General features: G+C 34.2%; 21 protein-coding genes and 1 riboswitch. Of the genes, 20 read left to right on the forward strand and 1 reads right to left on the reverse strand.

The window, feature by feature from the left end:
* The first annotated feature begins 105 nt into the window (after positions 1-105).
* Positions 106-205: riboswitch (THF riboswitch) on the forward strand.
* 63 nt (positions 206-268) lie between these two features.
* The 8 genes from RWM24_RS05270 to RWM24_RS05305 all read left to right on the forward strand — a co-directional run bounded on the left by RWM24_RS05270 (position 269) and on the right by RWM24_RS05305 (position 6,368).
* Complete coding sequence (locus tag RWM24_RS05270) at positions 269-796, forward strand: folate family ECF transporter S component (protein WP_314112265.1); 528 nt, start codon at positions 269-271, stop codon at positions 794-796.
* 34 nt (positions 797-830) lie between these two features.
* The gene (locus RWM24_RS05275) at positions 831-1,010 is read left to right on the forward strand and encodes a 2-hydroxymuconate tautomerase (protein WP_314112267.1); all 180 of its coding nucleotides are present in this window, start codon (positions 831-833) and stop codon (positions 1,008-1,010) included.
* A gap of 234 nt (positions 1,011-1,244) precedes the next feature.
* Positions 1,245-1,616, forward strand: a complete 372-nt coding sequence (locus tag RWM24_RS05280; protein WP_314112269.1) for a GntR family transcriptional regulator — start codon at positions 1,245-1,247, stop codon at positions 1,614-1,616.
* Between the two features lies 1 nt (position 1,617).
* Positions 1,618-2,307 carry an ABC transporter ATP-binding protein gene (locus RWM24_RS05285; RefSeq protein WP_314112271.1) on the forward strand — a complete coding sequence of 230 codons (690 nt, stop codon included), beginning with the start codon at positions 1,618-1,620 and terminating at the stop codon, positions 2,305-2,307.
* Complete coding sequence (locus RWM24_RS05290; protein WP_314112273.1) at positions 2,304-3,098, forward strand: ABC transporter permease; 795 nt, start codon at positions 2,304-2,306, stop codon at positions 3,096-3,098. The genes RWM24_RS05285 and RWM24_RS05290 overlap by 4 nt, the downstream gene beginning before the upstream one ends.
* Positions 3,099-3,111: 13 nt before the next feature.
* Positions 3,112-4,329 carry a hypothetical protein gene (locus RWM24_RS05295; protein ID WP_314112275.1) on the forward strand — a complete coding sequence of 406 codons (1,218 nt, stop codon included), beginning with the start codon at positions 3,112-3,114 and terminating at the stop codon, positions 4,327-4,329.
* A gap of 433 nt (positions 4,330-4,762) precedes the next feature.
* Positions 4,763-5,992 carry a hypothetical protein gene (locus RWM24_RS05300; RefSeq protein ID WP_314112277.1) on the forward strand — a complete coding sequence of 410 codons (1,230 nt, stop codon included), beginning with the start codon at positions 4,763-4,765 and terminating at the stop codon, positions 5,990-5,992.
* Between the two features lie 127 nt (positions 5,993-6,119).
* Positions 6,120-6,368: a hypothetical protein gene (locus RWM24_RS05305; RefSeq protein WP_314112279.1), complete on the forward strand. Its 249-nt coding sequence runs from the start codon at positions 6,120-6,122 to the stop codon at positions 6,366-6,368.
* Positions 6,369-6,414: 46 nt separating this feature from the next.
* On the opposite strand, the gene RWM24_RS05310 is transcribed toward RWM24_RS05305, so the two are convergent.
* The gene (locus tag RWM24_RS05310; RefSeq protein WP_314112280.1) at positions 6,415-6,912 is read right to left on the reverse strand and encodes an aromatic acid exporter family protein; all 498 of its coding nucleotides are present in this window, start codon (positions 6,910-6,912) and stop codon (positions 6,415-6,417) included.
* Between the two features lie 221 nt (positions 6,913-7,133).
* Here RWM24_RS05310 and RWM24_RS05315 point away from each other — a divergent pair, with 221 nt between their 5' ends.
* The 12 genes from RWM24_RS05315 (at position 7,134) to metG (ending at position 21,414) form a co-directional block, all read left to right on the forward strand.
* The gene (locus RWM24_RS05315) at positions 7,134-7,739 is read left to right on the forward strand and encodes a glycoside hydrolase family 73 protein (RefSeq protein WP_314112282.1); all 606 of its coding nucleotides are present in this window, start codon (positions 7,134-7,136) and stop codon (positions 7,737-7,739) included.
* A 7-nt stretch (positions 7,740-7,746) separates the two neighbouring features.
* Positions 7,747-8,859: an ATP-grasp domain-containing protein gene (locus tag RWM24_RS05320; RefSeq protein ID WP_314112283.1), complete on the forward strand. Its 1,113-nt coding sequence runs from the start codon at positions 7,747-7,749 to the stop codon at positions 8,857-8,859.
* Positions 8,860-8,885: 26 nt separating this feature from the next.
* Positions 8,886-11,183: a DNA helicase PcrA gene (gene pcrA / locus RWM24_RS05325; RefSeq protein WP_314112285.1), complete on the forward strand. Its 2,298-nt coding sequence runs from the start codon at positions 8,886-8,888 to the stop codon at positions 11,181-11,183.
* Positions 11,184-13,196 carry an NAD-dependent DNA ligase LigA gene (gene ligA, locus RWM24_RS05330; RefSeq protein ID WP_314112287.1) on the forward strand — a complete coding sequence of 671 codons (2,013 nt, stop codon included), beginning with the start codon at positions 11,184-11,186 and terminating at the stop codon, positions 13,194-13,196.
* Positions 13,193-14,311: a CamS family sex pheromone protein gene (locus tag RWM24_RS05335; protein ID WP_314112289.1), complete on the forward strand. Its 1,119-nt coding sequence runs from the start codon at positions 13,193-13,195 to the stop codon at positions 14,309-14,311. The genes ligA and RWM24_RS05335 overlap by 4 nt, the downstream gene beginning before the upstream one ends.
* Positions 14,312-14,379: 68 nt before the next feature.
* Positions 14,380-14,679 (forward strand): Asp-tRNA(Asn)/Glu-tRNA(Gln) amidotransferase subunit GatC, encoded by a 300-nt coding sequence (gatC, locus tag RWM24_RS05340; protein ID WP_227931903.1) that lies wholly within the window; start codon positions 14,380-14,382, stop codon positions 14,677-14,679.
* A 5-nt stretch (positions 14,680-14,684) separates the two neighbouring features.
* Positions 14,685-16,142, forward strand: coding sequence for an Asp-tRNA(Asn)/Glu-tRNA(Gln) amidotransferase subunit GatA (gene gatA, locus RWM24_RS05345; protein WP_006703630.1), 1,458 nt, complete (start codon positions 14,685-14,687; stop codon positions 16,140-16,142).
* Between the two features lie 13 nt (positions 16,143-16,155).
* Entirely contained in the window at positions 16,156-17,586 is a 1,431-nt protein-coding gene (gene gatB / locus RWM24_RS05350; protein WP_314112291.1) for an Asp-tRNA(Asn)/Glu-tRNA(Gln) amidotransferase subunit GatB, read from the forward strand.
* Between the two features lie 145 nt (positions 17,587-17,731).
* Positions 17,732-18,142 carry a DUF1934 domain-containing protein gene (locus tag RWM24_RS05355; protein ID WP_314112292.1) on the forward strand — a complete coding sequence of 137 codons (411 nt, stop codon included), beginning with the start codon at positions 17,732-17,734 and terminating at the stop codon, positions 18,140-18,142.
* A gap of 62 nt (positions 18,143-18,204) precedes the next feature.
* Positions 18,205-18,810 (forward strand): DNA-directed RNA polymerase subunit delta, encoded by a 606-nt coding sequence (gene rpoE / locus RWM24_RS05360; protein ID WP_314112293.1) that lies wholly within the window; start codon positions 18,205-18,207, stop codon positions 18,808-18,810.
* Between the two features lie 72 nt (positions 18,811-18,882).
* Entirely contained in the window at positions 18,883-19,299 is a 417-nt protein-coding gene (locus tag RWM24_RS05365; RefSeq protein ID WP_314112294.1) for a GtrA family protein, read from the forward strand.
* A gap of 102 nt (positions 19,300-19,401) precedes the next feature.
* Positions 19,402-21,414, forward strand: coding sequence for a methionine--tRNA ligase (gene metG, locus RWM24_RS05370; RefSeq protein ID WP_314112296.1), 2,013 nt, complete (start codon positions 19,402-19,404; stop codon positions 21,412-21,414).
* The last annotated feature ends 51 nt before the right edge of the window (positions 21,415-21,465 follow it).

Genomic DNA, 21,465 nt, shown 5'->3' on the forward strand with positions numbered 1-21,465 from the left:
AGTATCAGTTTCGTTGACGGCAGTCATAAAAACAGGTATGCTATTTTCAGGTAGAAAGGAGTGCATGGAAAAGGTTTCGTCAATTTAAGAGATGAACCACTACAAATCAGAGTAGAATACATTGCGTTAAGTGCCAAACGGATGGGATGTTGCCGATTGGACGAAAAAGGGAACTCTTTGCGGTAGTGTATTCGCATTCGCTGCATTTAATGACAGACCATTTATTAAATGGAGCAGCTCTTTATGACAGTTAAAAGGAGATGCTAATATGAACAAACAAACACAATTAACAAAAACATTAACGGTAACCGCATTGATGATTGCCATGCGTTTAATTATTGAGATGATTCCATCGATTAAAATGGGGAATCTCGTACAAATTGGATTCGGATTTATCGGAGCGGCACTTGCTGGGGTGATTTTAGGCCCTTATCGAGCAGCTGTTGTAGGATTTTTTGTAGATATTTTAGGAAATTTCCTAAGAGGGGAAGCGAGTACCTTTTTCCCTGGATTTACTTTAACAGCCGTTTTAGGTGGATTAATTTATGGCTATTGCCTGTATCGTAAAGAATTAACACTTCCACGTATTTTTGTGACGGTATTAATCATTACAGTTGTGATTAATTTAGGATTGAATTCGCTTTGGATTTATATGATGACGCAAAAAGCTTTTTCAGCCTTTATGGGACTTCGAATTTTGAAAAATATCATCAGTTTACCGTTGAATACTGTGATTTTATATGTGCTGTTTCGTAATAAAACCATGCAACAGATCATTGAGAAATATCGAGTATAGGCGTATACTATTCTTACAATAAGGAGGGATAGCCATGCCATTTATTCATATTGAAATGTTAAAAGGACGTACACGTGAACAAAAAGAAGCACTTGTCAAAGAAGTAACAGAAGTTGTTTCGAAAAATACGGGTGCTCCTACAGAACATATTCATATTATTATTCAAGAAATCAAACATGAAAACTTAGGGCAAAACGGTCAACTACGTGGATAATGCCTAGTGAAAACTTTAGATGGGAATTTCCTGTCTAAAGTTTTTTTATTGTCAAAATCGCTATCCAATCGACGAATCTATCACAAAAAATAGCCATCAAAAGAATTTTTCGGATTTTATAAAAATATTTTCAAAAAATGATTGACGAAATGAGTGTATCAAGAGTATAATACAGTCAAGAAGCAAAGTGTATTAATGCATTAACACAACAGTACAAGGAGGGGATGAAATGTTATGATTCAGTTTGATAAACGATTGCCGGTATATGAACAGATTATTGACTATGTAAAAAGGCAAATTGTATCGGGTGAATGGGAATTAGGAAGTGAATTGCCGAGTCGAAGAGAATTTGCTAGCCAAATTCAAGTCAATCCGAATACTGTTCAAAGGGCATTTCGAGAAATGGAGGAGATGGGGTTGATTTCAACAGGAAATAATGTCATGAGTCGAGTGACAGATAATCCCGAATTAATTGGGCAATTAAAGCAAGAAATGTTACAAGAAGCAATACAAATTTTTGCGGATTCGATTTATCCATTACATGTTTCAAACGAGGAAATCATGGAACAGTTGGAACAAGCGATGAAGAGAAGAGAGGGAGAGTAGCATGTTAGAAGTAAAACATTTACATAAGAAATTTGGCAACAAATCCGTGCTAAATGGAATTTCTTTCACAGCAGAACGTGGAGAAATTACCGTATTAATCGGAGTGAATGGGATTGGGAAAACAACGATTATGAATATGATGATGGGGTTAATTCCAATCCAAAAAGGGGAAGTAAGTATTGATGGACAGGTGATCAAAGGAGATCGCTCGAAGAAGTTAGCGTACATTTGTGATCAAATTGTCGTCAATAAAGGCGAAACGATTTTTGAAGCGATGGCTTTTATGAGAACTTTTTATCCGAATTGGAATGATGAGAAAGCTAAAAAATTATTACATTTCTTCAAATTCAAAGGGAATGAAGTGATTCAACAATTATCAAAAGGAAATGTTGCAAAAGTTAACCTGTTATTAGGCTTATCCCTAGATGTTGATTTTGTATTAATGGATGAACCATTTTCCGGAATTGATATTTTTTCAAGAGAACAAATTGTACAATTATTTACTTCAGATTTATTAGAAGGAATTGGAGTTGTTTTAACGTCTCATGAAATCGAAGATATTGAATATATTGTTGATAAAGCCATTTTATTAGATGAAGGAAAAGTAATTAAAGAATTTTACGCAGAACAAGTGCGTGAAGAAGAAGGTAAATCCATTGTAGATGTGATGAGGGAGGTGTATCAATCATGAAAAAGATTTTTAATTTATGGTTGTATGAGTTGGGAAAAAGTAAATTTATGTTAGGATTTCTAACGATTGTGTTTTTTGTCATTCAAGTATTAGTTCATCTGATGCGCATTTTAAGAATAGATCCTAAAAATATAAATGTCGAAGATACAAGAAGTGTGACGGATTTAGTGCAATCAAGATTGGGAATGAATTTAGCGCTGATGGCAGCATTTATCATTATTATCATTGCCTCTGTTTATATTTGGGTCAAAGAATTTCGTAGTAAGGGGAATTTTATTAATCGATTATTCATTTTACCTGGTAATCGAATGCAAGTGTATTTTGCAAAATTCTTAACGATTTTATCTTACATTTTAGTACTTCAAATAACACAATTTATCATTCTTGGAGTGAATAAGGCGCTATTGCTTTGGAGATTTCCAGTTTTAGCAGACCATATTCATTACACGGACTTCTTGAATTCGGGTTCAATGTTACAATATTTATTACCGTTAAATGGAACTGCTTATGCATGGTGTATGGCATTTTTAATGGTTGTCATTGTTTTCTTCTTCCAATTAGCCATTTTAGAAGAAGGATTGAAAGCGTATGGTTGGGCTTTGATGGTGGTGTCTTTAGTCGTTTACTTTGTTATTTGCTGTGGTATTTTAGCAAGTTATATGCAATTGATGCTGCATTTATCTCTTACTCAAACGGAACAATATTTTATGACAATCTTGTATGCAGTCGTATTTATGGGCATTCATTGGTTAGTTGATTATTATTTATTAGAACGTAAAGTCAGTGTTTAATGGGGGTGAGCATATGAAATCAATTAAATTTGCATGGGGATTACTCGTAATTATTGTTGGATTTCTAGTTTTAGGAATTGGGAATATGGTTTGGACGTCAATGTCGGATGCTCCTTACACCATAGAATCTTCAGCAGAAGCCAATCAATATTTAAAAGGGACAGTTTTTGAAGTCGGAAAAGAAGGAGCAGGAAAAATCAGTAATAGTGTTTCGACATCATCCATTGTTGATGGGAAAGTGGAAAAACTATTCCAAACATTAGGAACTTGGAATGGGCAAGCGAGAGAACAAGCGATATTAAGTCGTATTCCTCTTTTAGAACGTTCATTGCTTGTCAGTCATAGACATGTATTACAATTAGACAATTCTTCACTATTTTATGATATTCATTGGGCTTCATATTTTAGTAATACTGGAGACTTTACATTTAATTATGCGATGTACTCGAATGAAAATAAACGAATCATTGAAAAACAAATTCCAATTCATTTAGATTCATCATTTGGCTGGGGAGAAGAACCAATCTTCCAACGTAAGGGAAAAGAATTAGGAGTCATTATTCCTTTTGTAGAAAGAAAATCGAGTGAAAGAAAATTCGTGAAGTTTGTTGTTTCCTTTGAAGAAGGTACTGTGAAAGATGTGGGAGAATTAACACTTGAAAAAGATGGTTTAATCTTCAATGCAGCATTTGGGAATCGTTCTTATAATCCAGAAACAATTGTGTTTAATGTACTTCCTACAAAAGAAGGGGGAAAATCTTCTGAAAAATCAGAAGAAGAGTATTATCAATATGATTTATTTACAAATGCATTCCGTAAGTTGGATATTAGTTCACTAAATAATGCAGCAAACTTCTACATTTCAGGTTCTCAAATTTATGCAGTAGAAACAACTCATCCAAGAGTAAGTGGTAGAAAATCAGGAAGAGACCATGCGGTTGAACGTCCGGAATATGTTGCAACGAAAGACCGTCAAGCAGAGTTAGAAACCGTGTATCGTGCTACAGCGGACTTATCTTTAGAAAAAATTGGAACACTACAACGTGATCCATATTCTTCAGAAGAAGTTTTAAATAAGGATACATTAGTTTATGTAGGACTCGATCAAGGTCAAAATGCACTTCGAGTATTTGATTTGAATAAGAAAGAAGAAGTTTTCTCAGCAAAAATCACACCAAAAGCAGATGCGAAGTTATATTTCCAAAGAAAACGTGAATATGTGATTTACTAAGGCATTATTGTTTAAGATAAATAGGGCGGTTGTCCAAGAAGGATGACGGTGCGACTCCGTTCGACTATTTATTGACGGCACTCCGTATGGGGTGCCTTTTTTGTTTTACGGGTTCAATTAACAAACAATGAATGTGGGGAAGGAATATTTAAATTTTAGGACTTAAAGTTTGATAGTTAACTAACAGCGTTTTTCAAACTTGAAATATTTTAAGAATCATGTTCTATAAAAAGTGTTTCAGTTGAATGCGATTGATTTGTTATAATTTTATCGAACTTATTGCTATTTAAAGTAAATATTGTATAATTAGCTTGCTTATAGTTTTAAGGAGGAAATCTTAAGCAGTAATTATTCGTAATATCGTATTTAATCTTTTTATGTAAAGGCTTTATTTGATTGATATTTATAATAAAAATGGAAAAGAGGATTTTTTATGACGGAATCAGAGAACAATATTGTGAATGAAGAAGTAGTAATGGAAGAAAAAGAAAAGGATACAGATACAACTTTTGAATCTACTGCTTCATTTGATGGGAATCAATTGTTACAAAAAGTACAAAAGATATTTCAAAAAAAGAAAAAAGAAGTAATTGGAGCTTTAGTAATTCTTGCAGTGGCCCTTGTAGCATATTTCGGATACAGTTATTATAATTCACTTCCAAAAAGTATCATAAATGAAGTTAAAGTTGATTTCACCGGATATGATGAATCTGGTAATTTATCGTATAATAGTGAAGATATTGCATCTTTAGTAGAAGAAGCAGTTTATAAAAAAGTGGGACTTGATAAAGATCAAGCTAAGGCATTAACGAAAGATGATCCTGTAGCTTATTCTATGCTTGCACAAGATAGAAAATTATCATTAAAATTAATGAAAGCTGAATCTATGCTTAAAACTATCCATTATGAATTTAATAAAACGAATAATCTAAAAAATGGAGAAGAAGTTACATTTACAATTACAACTAGTTCAAAAAATTCTCCAATTAAAGCAGAAAAGAAAGCTTTTAAAGTTCAAAATTTAAAAGAATATGAAAAAGTTTCTGCAGAAAACTTGTTAAAAGAAGTGACTGTCACTTTCTCTGGATTTAATGGATATGGTACAGTTTCATTTGGGAATAGTATTAAAAATTATTTCCAATTAAATACAAGCAATAGTTATTCTAATTTAAAAAATGGGGATAAAATCACTTTAACCGTAAATGACAGTTATATTAAAACTTTAAAAGAAAGTGGAAAAATTATTGATAACAAAAATGTAGATATTACAGTTTCTGGATTAAAAGAATTAAAAGACATCAAGAATTTTGAAGATTTAATCAAGAAAAATGACGATTATGTTAAATCAGAACATAAAAATGATTCTTATGATACTTATACAATAGAATCTCAAGGAAGTTATATGAGAATCAATGTCAATAATTACGACAAAGGAAGTATTTCTTTAGTTACTATTTATAAAGTAACAAAAACTGATAGTAAGGATAATAAATCTGTGAAATATAAATACTACGGTTACTCAGCATATCTATTAAAAGATGGTAATTTAGATATAGACACAGCTTCTAAAATTTCAGATCATTGGGGAACTAAAGATTTAGAAGGATTAAGAGCTCAACTATCTTCGGATGGATATAAAGTATATGAAGGTAAAAAAGAGTAGCTATTTAATCATTACAATTTTACCCTGATTCTAGTTGTTTCTTCTATGTTTTGTGAAAGATGTATAAAGGGAAAACTTTATAAAATATCGATAATAACCTTGAGGATAGAAAAAGGAGGAATTCAATATGGCAAAAGTAAATTATGAAGGCCCAGAACAATTTAGACCATTAGGTGCGTGGGAATATTTTGGATATTCCATTCTTTACAGTATTCCATTAATTGGATTTATTATGATGATTGTTTTTAGTTTTAACGATTCAAATATCAATCGTAGAAACTTTTCAAGATCATTCTTTTGTGGATTTGTTGTGTTTATCGCTGTAATTGCGTTATTTGGTGCTACAGGATTTTTTACACACTTGTCGAATCAATAATTTAGAAATTATCGTTAACAAAAAAGAGCATTCCGTTTGGGATGCTCTATTTTTCTTGTAAATGTGGACTTGGCAATAGTCGGTTAACAATCATGGCAATGACTGCTCCAATTAAAGTGTCCAAGACACGTTGAATCGCATATTCTACATTCACAGCTGCTTCAATCGTATAAAAAATCACTAAGAAAGTCGCTGACGAATTAATGACAGCAGTTTTATTGAATCGATTGCAAAATAAAATTAATAAAATAATTCCAATAGGAACTAATAGTAAGTCTGTGTAATCTGGAAGAGTAAAATGTTGATATGCTTGAAGAAGGATAATGGCTAATACCCCGCCAGACATGTTTCCGAAGAAACGAGCAATTCCGAACTTCCAAGTTTGTTTATGGTCTGTTCTTAAACTAAATACTGCCGATAACACAGCTAACATTGGAGAACCACGATGGAGTACCTTAAAAAGTACAATACAAATAAAAGCTGATACAGCTGTTTTGAAAGTTCTTAGTCCAATGTGAAAAGGATTTTGTTGTTGATTAGGCACACTTTCACCTCGTTGTTTAAAATTCTTGAATATCATATCATAAATTGTATAAAGCGACAACGAGTAAGAATGTCGATTAAAGTCAGATTGAAAATGTAATTAATTTTATAAAAAACATGGAAAATTCAAGCGTAAAATTAAGGTTTATGATAGAATTAGAGGTATGTATAGAAAGTGGTGTTGCTGTGGGAAGACGAAAATCAATCAAATGGAAATCGCATATGAAATTAGGGGTTAAGAGATTGACGTTAGGAATCGTTTTAGTATTCGTAGCGATTTGTAGTGTGATTATTATGGGGACATTACAGTTTCAAGAAACAAGACAAGATCCTACAGAAATCGCACACCAACAATTTATTCAAACGCTTGTCCCGTCTTCTCAAAAAGCATATCAATTATATAAAGTTTTACCGAGTATTAGTTTAGCTCAGGCTATATTAGAGTCTGATTGGGGAGAAAGTGGACTGTCAAAAGATTATTATAATTTATATGGCATGAAGGCTGGTGCTGCAGAACCCAGTGTCCAATTAGAAACGAGTGAATATGTCAATGGAAAATGGATTACGATTATGGCACCGTTTCGAGTTTATAATAGTTGGGCAGAATCCGTGGAAGCTCACGCTAAGTTATTAACGTATGGAGTGGACTGGAATCCTAAACTATATGAGCCTGTTTTAAAAGCAAAAAATTATAAAGAAGCAGCACATGCCCTTCAAAAAGCAGGATATGCTACAGATCCAACTTATGCACAAAAAATTATTACGGTTATTGAAACATATCATTTATCACAATATGATCAACTTCATGAAAAATCTGTAAAGGAGTAGAAAACACATGAGTCAATTATTACCAGGAAGTATTATTGGAATTATTGGTGGAGATTCTCAAATTTCATCCGTTATTTTAATGGCGAAACGTTTAGGGTATTGTGTTCACCATTTCCGCGAAGAAGATGAACCAAGTGTTTTATTAGCAGATAAAGAAGTGATTGCTCGTTATTCTAATAAACATGCATTATCAGATTTTGCCATGCAAGTGGATACGATTTATGTTTTAACAAATCAAATTGAAATAGATATGATTATCGCCTTAAGTGGAAAAACTCGTTATTATCAATCGTTTGAATTAGCAGAAATTTCTCAAAATCGTATGGTTGAAAAGTTATTTTTAGAAGAACATGCAATTAATGTAGCACCTTATGGAATGATTACAAGTATTGGTGAATTACCAAGTTTACTATCAAGTATTGGTTTTCCTGCTGTATTAGAGACAAATCGTTTCGATAAAAAACAAAAGGAAATGATAATTTATGACCATGATATGGATGATCATGTATTTCAATTAGTAGAGGAACAATCTTGTATGGTGACAGCTTTTGTTCCTGCGCAACGTCATTTTAGCCTAACCATTCTTCGTGATTATGAAGATCATATTACAATATTGCCGATTACAGAAGATGTTTATGTAGATGGAACATTAAAATATTCGATTGCATCAAAACGGATGAATCCTGAATGGGTCGGAGAATTAAGAACGATTGCTTCAAAAATGATGCGTTCTATTTCGGGATCGACTTTAGTATCAATTCAAGTTGTCATGGCAAAAAATGGTATTTTTTATGTTACAAAGGTAGATCAAATTCCATTGATTCAACATCAATTTAGTAGTAAACAGATGGCACATTCGTTTAGTGAAGTGTTATTACGGTTATCAACTGGATTAGGGGTGTTGGAATGCAGTTTAGTAGAAGAAGCATTAATTGTTCCGATTTATCGAGAAATGCTAGAAAAGGCGCATGTTTTAACAATTTTAAAACCACACTGGGAATTTGAATATTTCCAAGTTAAAGGTGGAAACCTCCAAGAAGCAGTCGGAGTGATTCGATTAACAGGTGCTTCAAGTGTGGATTTAGTCAATGAATTAGAATTAAGTGGATTACACGATTAGAATGTAACAATAGAAAGGATGACTTTGTGAGTATTTCAGCGAAATTACTAGAAGGAATGAATGAACGTCAAAAAGAGGCGGTTCAACATACTCAAGGCCCATTGTTGATTATGGCAGGTGCTGGTAGTGGGAAAACGAGAGTATTAACGCACCGTATGGCGTATATTTTAGCAGAAGAAGAGGTTCATCCTTGGAATATTTTAGCGATTACCTTTACAAATAAAGCAGCACGTGAAATGAAAGAGCGGGTGAGTCAATTAGTTGGCCCGCAAGCAGAAGATATGTGGGTATCTACTTTCCACTCGATGTGTGTGCGTATTTTAAGAAGGGATATCGAATTACTAGGCTATCAACGATCTTTTACAATTTGTGACCCGAGTGAACAACAAACGGCAATGAAACGAATTTTAAAGAAATTAGATATTGATAGTGAAAAATATGATTGTCGCATGATTTTAAATCGAATTAGCCAAGCTAAAAATGATTTAGAAGATGTGGAAGAATTTAATAAGAAATATACGGGATATGTGGAACAAATTATTGCAAAATGCTACCGTGAATATCAAAAAGAATTAGCCAAAAGTATGACGCTAGATTTTGATGATTTAATTATGTTGACGGTGCAATTATTCCAAAAACATCCGGAAACATTGCAGTATTATCAACAAAAATTCCAATATATCCATGTGGATGAGTATCAAGATACAAACCATGCTCAATATCGATTAGTAACGATGTTAGCGAAGAAGTTCAAAAATATTTGTGTCGTTGGGGATGCAGACCAAAGTATTTATGGTTGGCGTGGTGCTGACATGAGCAATATTTTAGAGTTTGAAAAAGATTATCAAAACGCAAAAGTTGTTTTATTAGAACAAAATTATCGTTCAACAAAAACGATTTTACAAGCAGCTAATCATGTCATTGAGAATAATGTTAATCGTAAAGTGAAGAAATTATGGACTGAAAATGAAGAGGGACAAGCTATTACGTATTACCGTGCTCAATCGGAGCAAGATGAAGGACGGTATGTATTGTCACAAATTCAAAGTCTATTAAGAGATGGCTATCATTATGATGATTTTGCTATTTTATATCGTACAAATGCGCAATCTCGTGTCATGGAAGAAAATTTACTAAAATCAAATATCCCATTCCGATTAGTAGGTGGGCAACGATTCTTTGAAAGACTGGAAATTAAAGATTTACTAGCGTATTTACGTTTAATTGTCAATTCTCAAGATGATTTAAGTTTTAGAAGAATTGTTAATAGTCCAAAACGAGGAATAGGGGCTACTTCTTTAGCGAAGTTGTCAGATTTTGCTGAGGTATATCAATTCTCATTATTAGAAGCAAGTTTGCAAACAACATTATCGCCTTTATCTGGGAAAGCAGCAAAGGCTTTAGAAAAATTTGCAACAACGATTGAAGAATTAAGAAAAATGCAAGAGTTTCTATCCATTAGTGAATTTGTAGAACAAGTGATTGAAAAAACAGGGTATCTTACTTCTCTAGAACAACAACATACAATGGAAGCTGATGCGAGAATTGAAAATATTCAAGAGTTTATCTCGGTGGCAAAACAATTCGAACAAGATCGTTTAGAAGAAGAGTCTGAAGAATCTCCATTATTACAATTTTTAACAGATTTATCTTTAGTTTCTGATGTGGATAGCGATGATGGGGATGGTCGTATGGTGACATTGATGACCCTTCATGCTGCTAAAGGGCTAGAGTTTCCAGTTGTATTTATTATCGGATTAGAAGAAGGGATTTTCCCAAGTTTAAGAAGTATAATGGAGAGTGACGACGATGTGGAAGAAGAACGTCGTCTAGCGTATGTAGGAATTACTCGTGCAGAACAAAAGTTATATTTAACAAATGCATACTCCAGATTGTTATATGGACGTACACAATCCAATCGTCCATCAAGATTCATTTTAGAAATTGGAGAAGAATTATTTGATTCTAAACAACAGCAATCCTATGGACATACAACTAGAGAGTCTTCCTCATTTGTTTCGAAAACTTCGTCTTCGGGTTCATTATTTGACAAATATAGAGTGAAATCTCAGGCAACTGCTTATCAACCAAAAGCAGTTCAGCCTTCTAGTATTCAACCGGTACGTAAACAGACAGTTACTGTTAGTGATGGAGCTGCCTGGAAAGTGGGCGACAAAGTCATGCATAAGAAATGGAATGTTGGAACAGTCGTTAAAGTAACAGGTGAAGGTACGAATCAAGAAATTGATGTTGCTTTTGCAGGAATGGGTATTAAACGCTTATTAGCAAGTTTTGCCCCAATTGAAAGAATAGAGGAGTCGTAAATGGATACTTCAGTAGAACAAAAAATCCAACAATTAAGAGAACAATTGAATCGTTGGAGTCATGAATATTATGTTCAAGATTGTCCAACCGTTACGGATCATGAGTATGATGAAGCGTATCATGAACTAGTACGATTAGAATCGGAGTATCCACAATTGATTACTCCAGATTCTCCAACGCAACGTGTTGGTGGAGTTGTGCTAGACAGTTTTGAAAAAGTAACCCATCAAAATCCTATGTTGAGTTTGTCAAATGCATTTTCAAAAGAAGATTTACAAGCATTTGATGATCGAATTAAAAAATTAACAAACCGCACGATTGACTATGTGTGCGAATTGAAAATTGATGGTTTATCTGTAGCACTAACATACCAAGAAGGGCAATTAGTTCTAGGAGCAACACGTGGAGATGGTGTAATAGGGGAAGATATTACGCATAATATTAGAACGGTTAAATCTGTTCCTCTTTCACTAGAACAACCATGGTCGATTGAAGTTCGTGGGGAATGTTATATGCCGAAAAAATCATTCCAACAATTGAATCAATCAAGGGAAGAAGAAGGTTTAGAAGTATTTGCCAATCCTAGAAATGCAGCTGCAGGAAGTTTAAGACAATTAGATTCTAAAGTGGCAGCTAGTCGAAATTTAGCCGTATTTCTCTATCAAAGTCCTAGTGTAGAAGCTTTAGAAGTGGCTTCTCAAATGGAATTACTAGAAAAAATGCAAGCATTAGGCTTTGTCACGAATCAAGAAAGAGCGTTGTGCCATTCGATTGATGAAGTATGGGCATTTATTGAAAAAATGACAGTGGAAAGAAATAACCTTCCATATGAAATTGATGGAATTGTGATAAAGGTCAATGACTTTAAAGCGCAAGAAGAAATAGGATTTACCGTAAAAGCTCCAAAATGGGCAATTGCTTATAAATTTCCTGCAGAAGAAGCACAAACCATTGTTAGAGATATTGAATGGACAGTAGGACGTACGGGAGTAGTGACACCAACTGCCGTAATGGATGCGGTATTTCTTGCTGGAACTACGGTAAAACGTGCTAGCTTACATAATGTGGATTTAATTCGAGAAAGAGATATTCGAATTGGAGATACCGTCGTTGTTCATAAAGCGGGCGATATTATTCCAGAAGTGACTCGAGTGCTGTTAGACAAACGTCCAGAAGGGTTAGCACCGTATGAATTTCCTAAAGACTGTCCTTCTTGCTCGAATCCTCTCGTGCATTTAGAAGAAGAGGTGGCATTAAGATGTATGAATCCAAAATGTCCTGCTCTTTTAAAAGAAGGATTAACTCATTTTGTATCTCGAGATGCGATGAATATGTCTGGAGTAGGAACAAGAATCATTCATCAATTATTTGAAAGTGGATTAGTCCATGATGTAGCAGATTTATATCATTTAACAATGGAACAATTATTAACACTCGATAAAATTCAAGAAAAATCTGCACAGAAAATCTTACATGCGATTGAAACGAGTAAACAAAACTCGTTAGAGCGGTTATTAACAGGTCTAGGTATTCGAAATGTCGGTTCAAAGGCAGCAAAAGATTTAGCAATGCATTTTGAAACAATGGAGAACCTTCAAAAATCGACTGCGGAAGAATTGGTTGCCATTGAAGGGCTAGGAGAAGTCATTGCACATAGCGTTCTTGCTTATTTTAACCAAGAAACTGTTCAAGAAATGTTAGAAGAACTAAAAACAGCAGGAGTTAATATGACTTATTTAGGTAAAGCTAAATCAGCTCATTCAGAAGACTCACTTTTAGCTGGAAAGACAGTTGTATTAACAGGAACGTTAGAGCAAATGACAAGACAAGAAGCCAAAGAAGCGATTGAATCTTTAGGTGGAAAAGTGACAGGTTCCGTTTCTAAAAAAACAGACCTTGTCATTGCAGGTGCTCAAGCAGGAAGTAAATTAACCAAAGCAGAATCTCTAGGAATTTTAGTATGGGATGAAGAACAATTTAGAACAATGATTGAAGGAAAGGAAGACCTATGAAGAAGAAAATCATCACTTTTGCTAGTGTAACAGCGATGTTATTAGCAGGGTGTGCGAATATTAATCAAGCAACGCAGAAAAATGTTGAATCAGAATCTTCACGTGCAAAAGTGGCTCAACCAACAACGAACCAACTTTCAAATCAATATTATAGAGCGTTGATCACAAATGGAAAATATCAAGTAAGTAAAACTCGTGGAGCAACATTAAGTTTAAATACGGGCTTTAACTTAAGAAATTTTGAATCAGGATTAATTGAATTATCACGTGCAGTTTTTCCAACGAATCAATATTTCTTTAGAGAAGGACAAGTTATTGATTCTACGACTACGAATCAATGGGTCGCTCGTAAATCTGAGAAAAATCCAGATGGATTAAATCCAGAAGATAATGGTGAAACAGATGCTAGTAAGAGAAATCCGTATTATTTGGCACAAATTTTAGAACAAGATTTCATGATTCAAACGGAAAACAATTATGAATTAGGTGGTATTAGTATCGGTCTTGCGATGAATACAGTCGATTATTATACGGCTGGAGATAAAGATGCTGAACAACAGATTTCTAATGATGCCATGTTGAAACAAGCAAAATCGATAGCCAATACAGTTTTAACTCGTTTACGACAAAATGATGCTTTGAAGACCGTTCCGATTGTTTTTGGAATTTTTAAACAAGCTCCAAAGGATGATATTGGTGGAGGAGTTTATATTTTAGAAGCAACTTCAGTAGAAGGAACTGAAATTACAAACTGGACTAATATGAATCAAAAAGTAGTAGTATTACCATTAGTGGATGGAAATCCAACGGAAGAATCATCAGCTTTTGAAAACTTTAGAACGGAAGTTCAAAATTTTTTCCCGAATTTATCAGGAGTTACGGCAAAAGTTTATTATCAAGAAAATGCTGCTAAAAAAATGGTGGTCAATATTATGACTCAATTTTATGGAGAATCAGAAATTATTGCTTTAGCACAACATGTCACAGATGTTGCGAATAAATTTTTACCAAAAACAACACCGGTAGAAGTTCGTATCTCATCGATTAATGGAATGGAAGCATTCTTACTACAAGATACTACTCAAGGTATATTTACGTATCACGTTTTTGATTAAAGATTGACATAAAAGGTATGTGGCTTTTACAATAGAATAGAAAGAAAAGTAGAAAGTGAGGAACAGTCATGGCAATTGAAGAATCAGAAGTACGTCACGTTGCAAAATTGGCGAAATTATCATTTGCAGATCATGAAATTTTACATTTCACAGAGCAAATGAGTGATATCATCGATATGGTAGAACAATTAAAAGAAGTGGATACAACAGGAGTAGAAGTTACAACTCATGGTTATTCATTAGTGAATGTTTTACGTGAAGATGTGCCAGTAAAAGGAACTGATCGTGATTTATTAATGAGAAATGTAAAAACAAGCGAAGATGGATTTATCCAAGTACCTGCAATTATGGGTGAAGGAGAGGAGTAAGACGCATGAGTTTATTAGAAAATCAAACATTAGTAAGCTTGCATGAAGGTTTAGTTCAAAAGAAATTTACTTCTCAAGAATTAACAAGTGCAACATTTGAAAAAATTCAAGCAGTAGATGATAAAGTTGGAGCTTTCTTAGCGTTAAATGAAGAAGAAGCAATGGCTCAAGCGAAAGCTGCTGATGAAAAAGGTTATGATTCAGCTCTTTCTCTTCAAGGTTTACCAATCGGAATTAAAGATAATATTGTAACTCGTGATTTAATCACAACAGCTGCAAGTCGTATGTTGGAAGATTTCAATCCAATTTATGATGCGCATGTAATGGACTTATTGAAAAAAACAGGAGCTGTTAATGTCGGAAAATTAAACATGGATGAATTTGCCATGGGTGGTTCGACAGAAAATTCTTATTTCAAGAAAACTAGAAACCCTTGGGATTTAACAAAAGTTCCTGGAGGATCTTCAGGGGGTTCTGCAGCAGCTGTTGCAGCTGGGGAAGTATTAGCAACTTTAGGTTCTGATACAGGTGGTTCGATTCGTCAACCTGCAAGTTTTACAGGGATTGTTGGAATGAAACCAACTTATGGTCGTGTATCTCGTTATGGACTAATTGCCTTTGCATCAAGCTTAGACCAAATTGGACCATTAACTCGTACGGTTAAAGATAATGCATTAGTATTAGAAGCAATTAGTGGATATGATCACCGTGATTCTACAAGTGTAAATGTACCTGTTCCAAATTATTACCAACAAATTAATGGAAATATTAAAGGATTAAAAATTGCTTTACCAGTAGAATATTTAGGAGATGGAATTGATCCTGAAATTCGTAAAGCAGTCTTAAAAGCCGCTGAACAATATCGTGCGTTAGGAGCAACTGTAGAAGAAGTGAGCTTACCTCATTCTAAATACGGTATTCCTGCCTATTATATTATTGCTTCTTCAGAAGCATCTTCTAACTTACAACGTTTTGACGGTATTCGTTATGGACACCGTTCAGCTGAAGCGAAAACATTAGAAGATTTATACATCATGAGCCGTACAGAAGGATTCGGTATGGAAGTAAAACGTCGTATTATGTTAGGAACATTCTCATTAAGTTCTGGTTACTATGATGCTTACTTCAAGAAAGCAGGACAAGTTCGTACATTAATTAAACAAGATTTTGCCAATGTCTTTGCAAACTATGATTTAATTTTAGGACCTGTAACGACTTCTACTGCATATGGAATTGGAGAAAGAAATGATGATCCAATTGAAATGTATATGGCGGACTTATTAACCGTTCCTGTAAACTTAGCAGGACTTCCAGCAATTTCTGTACCTGCTGGATTCTCTAGCGAAGGGTTACCAATTGGTATTCAATTAATCGGAAATTACTTCCAAGAACAAACCATTTATCAAGCAGCATTTGCATTTGAACAAGCAAATGACTATTACTTAAAACAAGCAAACGTATAAGGAGGAACATAAGATGAATTTTGAAACAATTATTGGGCTAGAAGTTCACGTAGAGTTAAAAACAGATTCAAAAATCTTCTCTCCTTCACCAGCTCATTTTGGAGCAGAGCCAAATACAAATACAACAGTGATTGACTGGGGTTATCCAGGGGTACTTCCAGTTATTAATAAACGTGCGATTGAATTTGGAATGCGTGCTGCATTAGCCTTAAACTGTGAAATTTCACAACATACAAAATTTGACCGTAAAAACTATTTCTACCCTGATAATCCAAAAGCGTATCAAATTTCTCAATTTGATTATCCAATCGGTCATGATGGATGGATTGATATTGAAGTAGAAGGAAAAACAAAACGTATCCGTATCGAGCGTGTTCACTTAGAAGAAGATGCTGGTAAAAATACTCACGGAACGGATGGATTCTCATATGTAGATTTAAATCGTCAAGGAACACCATTAATTGAGATTGTATCTGAAGCGGATATGCGTTCTCCTGAAGAAGCATATGCTTATTTAGAAGCATTACGTCAAATTATTATGTTTACAGGCGTATCGGATGTGAAAATGGAAGAAGGCTCAATGCGTTGTGATGCGAATATTTCTTTACGTCCTTATGGTCAAGAAAAATTCGGTACAAAAACAGAGTTGAAGAACTTAAACTCATTCAATAATGTACGTAAAGGTTTAGCATATGAAGAAGTACGTCAAGCTCAAGTATTACGTAGTGGTGGCGTTATCGGTCAAGAAACAAGACGTTTTGATGAATCAAATGGTCAAACAATTTTAATGCGTGTGAAAGAAGGGTCAAGTGACTACCGTTACTTCCCAGAACCAGACTTACCAAACTTAGAAATTTCAGATGAATGGGTAGAAGAAGTTCGTCAATCGATTCCTGAAATGCCAACTATTCGTCGTGAACGTTATGTTCGTGAGTTTGGATTACCAGAATATGATGCAATGGTCTTAACTTTATCAAAAGAAATGTCTGATTTCTTTGATGAAACAGTTGCAGCAGGTAGTGATCCAAAATTAGCTTCTAACTGGTTAATGGGAGATATTTCTGCTCACTTAAATAGTAAAAAATTAGAATTACGAGATCTATTATTAACACCACAAAGTTTAGCAGAAATGATTCAACTAATTGGAGACGGAACAATCAGCTCTAAATTAGCGAAGAAAGTATTCTTATTATTAGCTGAAGAAGGCGGAACTGCTCGTCAAGTTGTTGAAAAACATGGTATGATTCAATTAAGTGATCCATCACAATTATTACCAATTATTCAAGATGTGTTAGCTAATAACGCACAGTCTATTGAAGACTTCAAAAATGGTAAAGATCGTGCAGTTGGCTTCTTAGTAGGTCAAATTATGAAACAAACAAAAGGAAAAGCAAATCCTGGAATTGTAAACCAATTATTACAAGAAGAATTAGCAAAATATTAATAACTGAGAGAACTGAAGCGCAGTAGAAGGGGAGTTCCTATGATGCGTTCAGTTAAATAACCACTGGGGGTGAATAGAAAACGGAATTTCCGACTTTTATTCACTCCTTCTCTCTTTTTCATAAAGAATGAATGGAGGTGTCAAAATGATTCGAGTTCATACAAAAATTATTCAAGCTGGAGAAACCTTACAAACGGAATTAGAAGCACCGATTGAATCCATTGAATGGAAAGTTGAAAACGAACAATTAGCATTGTCGTATCAAGAAAAAGAAACACAGACAAAAGTGGATTTACTTGTATCTGGTGAAGAAATTCAATTATTCCGAAAAGGCGAAGTAGCTAGTCAATTAATATTTCAACATCAAAAGAAAACAAAGGGTCGTTATCAATTGGCTCAAGGACAAGAAATTTTATTTGAGATTAAAACGAAGAATGTAGAGGTTTCATTGGACTGGAAACAAATTTCTTTTGAATACCAATTATCTCAACAAGGAGAAAATTTAGGAGAATTTACAGTAAATATGGAAATTCTTAAAGAAAACATTGTGCAATAGTAGCGTATTATAGCTTTTGTATGCTATACTGTTAAGGAATATGTGGAAAGGAAGTGTATCCTTTGGAATTAAAAGCACTGGATGGAATCAACAAAAACGAATTATCAATGGTTGAAGTAGCACATGCTATCTTGGAAGTAAAACAAGAAGTAATGGACTTTAATCAATTATTAGTAGAAGTTCAATCATATATGGAGTTAAGCGATGAGCAATTAGAAGCACGTATGGCTCGTTTTTATACAGATTTAAATATTGATGGTAGCTTCATTTCACTTGGAGAAAATCGTTGGGGCTTACGTTCATGGTATCCAATCGATTCAATCGATGAAGAAATTGTTTCATCAATGGATGATGAAGACTTGAAAAAACGTCGTAAAAAACGTAAAAAAGTTAATGCCTTTGGAACTGAAGAAGATCTTATCGATTACAATGATGATGATCCAGAAGATGAAGATGGCTTGTTAGAAGATGAAGAAGATGATGATGTTATCGACTTAGACGATGATGTAGATGATGAAGAAGAAACAGAATTAGATGCATATCGTTCTGATTTAAGTGAATTAGGTGCTGACGAAGACTTAGATGAAGAAGTTAGTGCGGATGAAGATTTATCTATTATTAGTGATGACGAGTTAGATAGCGATTATGAAGAAGAGGACGAATTATAATCCTTTGTAATTTGTAAAAAGTTAGAAAGTGGGAGTGCGTTGCGCTCCTCTTTTTTATAGGGAGGAAAAGTTATGAGAAGAATTATATCATCATTTTTTGATGCAACTTTTCTAAAATTTATGTTAGTAGGAGTTGTTAATACACTTGTCGGAACAGCGATTATGTTTTTTTGCTTTAATATATTAGCGTGGAGTTATTGGATTTCAAGTGCGTTGAATTACATGGTGGGAAGCATCGTGAGTTATTTGTTGAATAAGCGATATACTTTCCAGCAAAAAGGGCATGATTGGCATACTGTATGGAAATTTATCGTGAATGTTTCCGTTTGTTATGTTCTTGCCTATGGATTAGCGAAACCATTTGTTGCATGGCTGCTTTCTGGTGTTACTACAAATATACAAGGAAATGCTGCGTTATTCGTTGGAATGGTTTTATTTGTTGGGTTTAATTATATCGGACAAAGATTTTGGGCATTTTCTACACGATAAGTATTTGATGAAAGCATTGTTGTAGGAAAGTTAGTAGTTTAATTCTGATAATCGTTATGGTAAAATAACACTATCTTTTAGATTCAAGGAGGATACTGCCAAATGGCGGAAGATAAGAAAACTTTTTATTTAACAACACCGATTTATTATCCAAGTGGACAATTACATATCGGGCATGCATATACAACCGTAGCTAGTGATGCGATGATTCGCTATAAAAAATTACAAGGCTACGATGCATACTTTTTAACAGGAACAGATGAACATGGACAAAAAATTCAACAAAAAGCCCAAGAAGCAGGGGTAAGTGAGATTGAATTTGTCGATAATATTATTTTCGGTATTCAAGATTTATGGAAAAAACTAGATGTTTCGTACAATGATTTTATTCGTACGACTCAACCTCGTCATAAAAAATCTGTACAGAAAATTTTCCAAAAATTAATGGATAATGGCGATATTTATTTAGGTGAATATGAAGGTTGGTATTCTGTTAGTGATGAAGAATACTTTACAGAATCTCAATTAGTCGAAGTCTATCGTGATGCAGATGGAAAAATGATTGGGGGAGTGGCTCCAAGTGGTCATGAAGTCCAATTAGTGAAGGAAGAATCTTATTTCTTCAGAATGAGTAAATATGCAGATCGCCTATTACAATACTATGAAGAACATCCAGAATTCATTCAACCAGAATCTCGTAAAAATGAAATGATTAATAACTTCATTAAACCAGGTTTGGAAGATTTAGCCGTTTCTCGTACATCATTTGACTGGGGAATTCCAGTACCAAATGATCCAAAACATGTCATTTATGTATGGATTGATGCTCTATCAAACTATATTACAGCTTTAGGCTATGGAAGTGATGACGAGACGTTATTCAATCGTTATTGGCCAGCAGATGTACATTTTATCGGAAAAGAAATCGTTCGTTTCCATACAATTTATTGGCCAATTATGTTAATGGCATTAGATTTACCATTACCGAAGAAAATTTTTGCCCATGGTTGGTTATTAATGAAAGACGGTAAAATGTCTAAATCTAAAGGGAATGTTGTCGACCCTAATACATTAATTGAACGTTATGGTTTAGATGCTTTACGTTACTATTTATTACGTGAAGTTCCATTTGGTTCAGATGGTATTTTCACTCCAGAATCATTTGTAGAACGCATTAATTATGACTTAGCAAATGACTTAGGAAACTTATTAAACCGTACAGTAGCGATGATTAATAAGTATTTCGATGGAACAATTCCAGCTTATTCAGCACCAGTTTCAAGCTTTGATTATGAATTAGTAGAAGCTTCAAAAGTGATGATTGAAGAAGTAGAAGCAGCGATGGAAGAAATGCAATTCTCAGTTGCATTATCAGCGATTTGGAAATTTGTTTCTCGTACAAATAAATATATTGATGAAACAACTCCATGGGCAGCTGTAAAAGATGATGCTCGTCAAGAAGAATTAGCTCGTACGATGAGTTATTTAGCAGAAAGCTTACGTATTATTGCGGTGGCTTTACAACCATTCTTAACACAAACGCCAGGAGAAATCTTAGCACAATTAGGAATTCAAGACGAAGCTTTACGTGACTATCCTTCGCTTCATACATTTGGAGTAATTCCAGCAGGTACAACAGTTGTTGAGAAAGGACAACCAATTTTCCCACGTTTAGATATGGACGAAGAAGTTGCTTATATTCAAGGTAAAATGGGTGGAACGGTTAAAGAAGAAGTAGCGACCGAATGGAACCCAGAAGAAGTGGAATTAACAACTGAAAAAGAAGCCATCAAATATGATGATTTTGATAAATTGGAATTAAAAGTCGCAGAAGTCATTGACTGTAAACCAGTGGAAGGTGCAGATAAATTATTACAATTCCGTTTAGATGCAGGAGATGTTGGCGGACATCGTCAAATTCTATCAGGTATCGCTCAATGGTATCCAAATCCAGAAGAGTTTATTGGTAAAAAAGTAGTGATTGTCGCAAACTTAAAACCACGTAAGATGAGAGGTCAAATTAGTCAAGGAATGATCTTATCTGCAGAAAAAGATGGAGTATTACAAGTAGTTTTAGCTCCTCAAGAAATGCCAAATGGTTCATTTGTTTCATAATCAATAGAGAACACAGTTATTGTAGGGAGAGTACGTTGCTTTACAACGTAC

The organism is uncultured Granulicatella sp. (assembly GCF_963516875.1).
GTDB lineage: Bacteria > Bacillota > Bacilli > Lactobacillales > Aerococcaceae > Granulicatella.

Excerpts from the sequence above, each read along its gene's own strand:
- RWM24_RS05290 (WP_314112273.1), top strand. The coding sequence starts at position 2,304 with ATGAAAAAGATTTTTAATTTATGGTTGTATGAGTTGGGAAAAAGTAAA.
- RWM24_RS05355 (WP_314112292.1), top strand. The coding sequence starts at position 17,732 with ATGATTCGAGTTCATACAAAAATTATTCAAGCTGGAGAAACCTTACAA.
- gatA (WP_006703630.1), top strand. The coding sequence starts at position 14,685 with ATGAGTTTATTAGAAAATCAAACATTAGTAAGCTTGCATGAAGGTTTA.
- RWM24_RS05335 (WP_314112289.1), top strand. The coding sequence starts at position 13,193 with ATGAAGAAGAAAATCATCACTTTTGCTAGTGTAACAGCGATGTTATTA.
- RWM24_RS05365 (WP_314112294.1), top strand. The coding sequence starts at position 18,883 with ATGAGAAGAATTATATCATCATTTTTTGATGCAACTTTTCTAAAATTT.
- metG (WP_314112296.1), top strand. The coding sequence starts at position 19,402 with ATGGCGGAAGATAAGAAAACTTTTTATTTAACAACACCGATTTATTAT.
- RWM24_RS05315 (WP_314112282.1), top strand. The coding sequence starts at position 7,134 with ATGAAATTAGGGGTTAAGAGATTGACGTTAGGAATCGTTTTAGTATTC.
- RWM24_RS05295 (WP_314112275.1), top strand. The coding sequence starts at position 3,112 with ATGAAATCAATTAAATTTGCATGGGGATTACTCGTAATTATTGTTGGA.
- RWM24_RS05280 (WP_314112269.1), top strand. The coding sequence starts at position 1,245 with ATGATTCAGTTTGATAAACGATTGCCGGTATATGAACAGATTATTGAC.
- RWM24_RS05305 (WP_314112279.1), top strand. The coding sequence starts at position 6,120 with ATGGCAAAAGTAAATTATGAAGGCCCAGAACAATTTAGACCATTAGGT.
- ligA (WP_314112287.1), top strand. The coding sequence starts at position 11,184 with ATGGATACTTCAGTAGAACAAAAAATCCAACAATTAAGAGAACAATTG.
- RWM24_RS05285 (WP_314112271.1), top strand. The coding sequence starts at position 1,618 with ATGTTAGAAGTAAAACATTTACATAAGAAATTTGGCAACAAATCCGTG.
- RWM24_RS05300 (WP_314112277.1), top strand. The coding sequence starts at position 4,763 with ATGACGGAATCAGAGAACAATATTGTGAATGAAGAAGTAGTAATGGAA.
- gatB (WP_314112291.1), top strand. The coding sequence starts at position 16,156 with ATGAATTTTGAAACAATTATTGGGCTAGAAGTTCACGTAGAGTTAAAA.
- gatC (WP_227931903.1), top strand. The coding sequence starts at position 14,380 with ATGGCAATTGAAGAATCAGAAGTACGTCACGTTGCAAAATTGGCGAAA.
- RWM24_RS05320 (WP_314112283.1), top strand. The coding sequence starts at position 7,747 with ATGAGTCAATTATTACCAGGAAGTATTATTGGAATTATTGGTGGAGAT.
- RWM24_RS05275 (WP_314112267.1), top strand. The coding sequence starts at position 831 with ATGCCATTTATTCATATTGAAATGTTAAAAGGACGTACACGTGAACAA.
- RWM24_RS05270 (WP_314112265.1), top strand. The coding sequence starts at position 269 with ATGAACAAACAAACACAATTAACAAAAACATTAACGGTAACCGCATTG.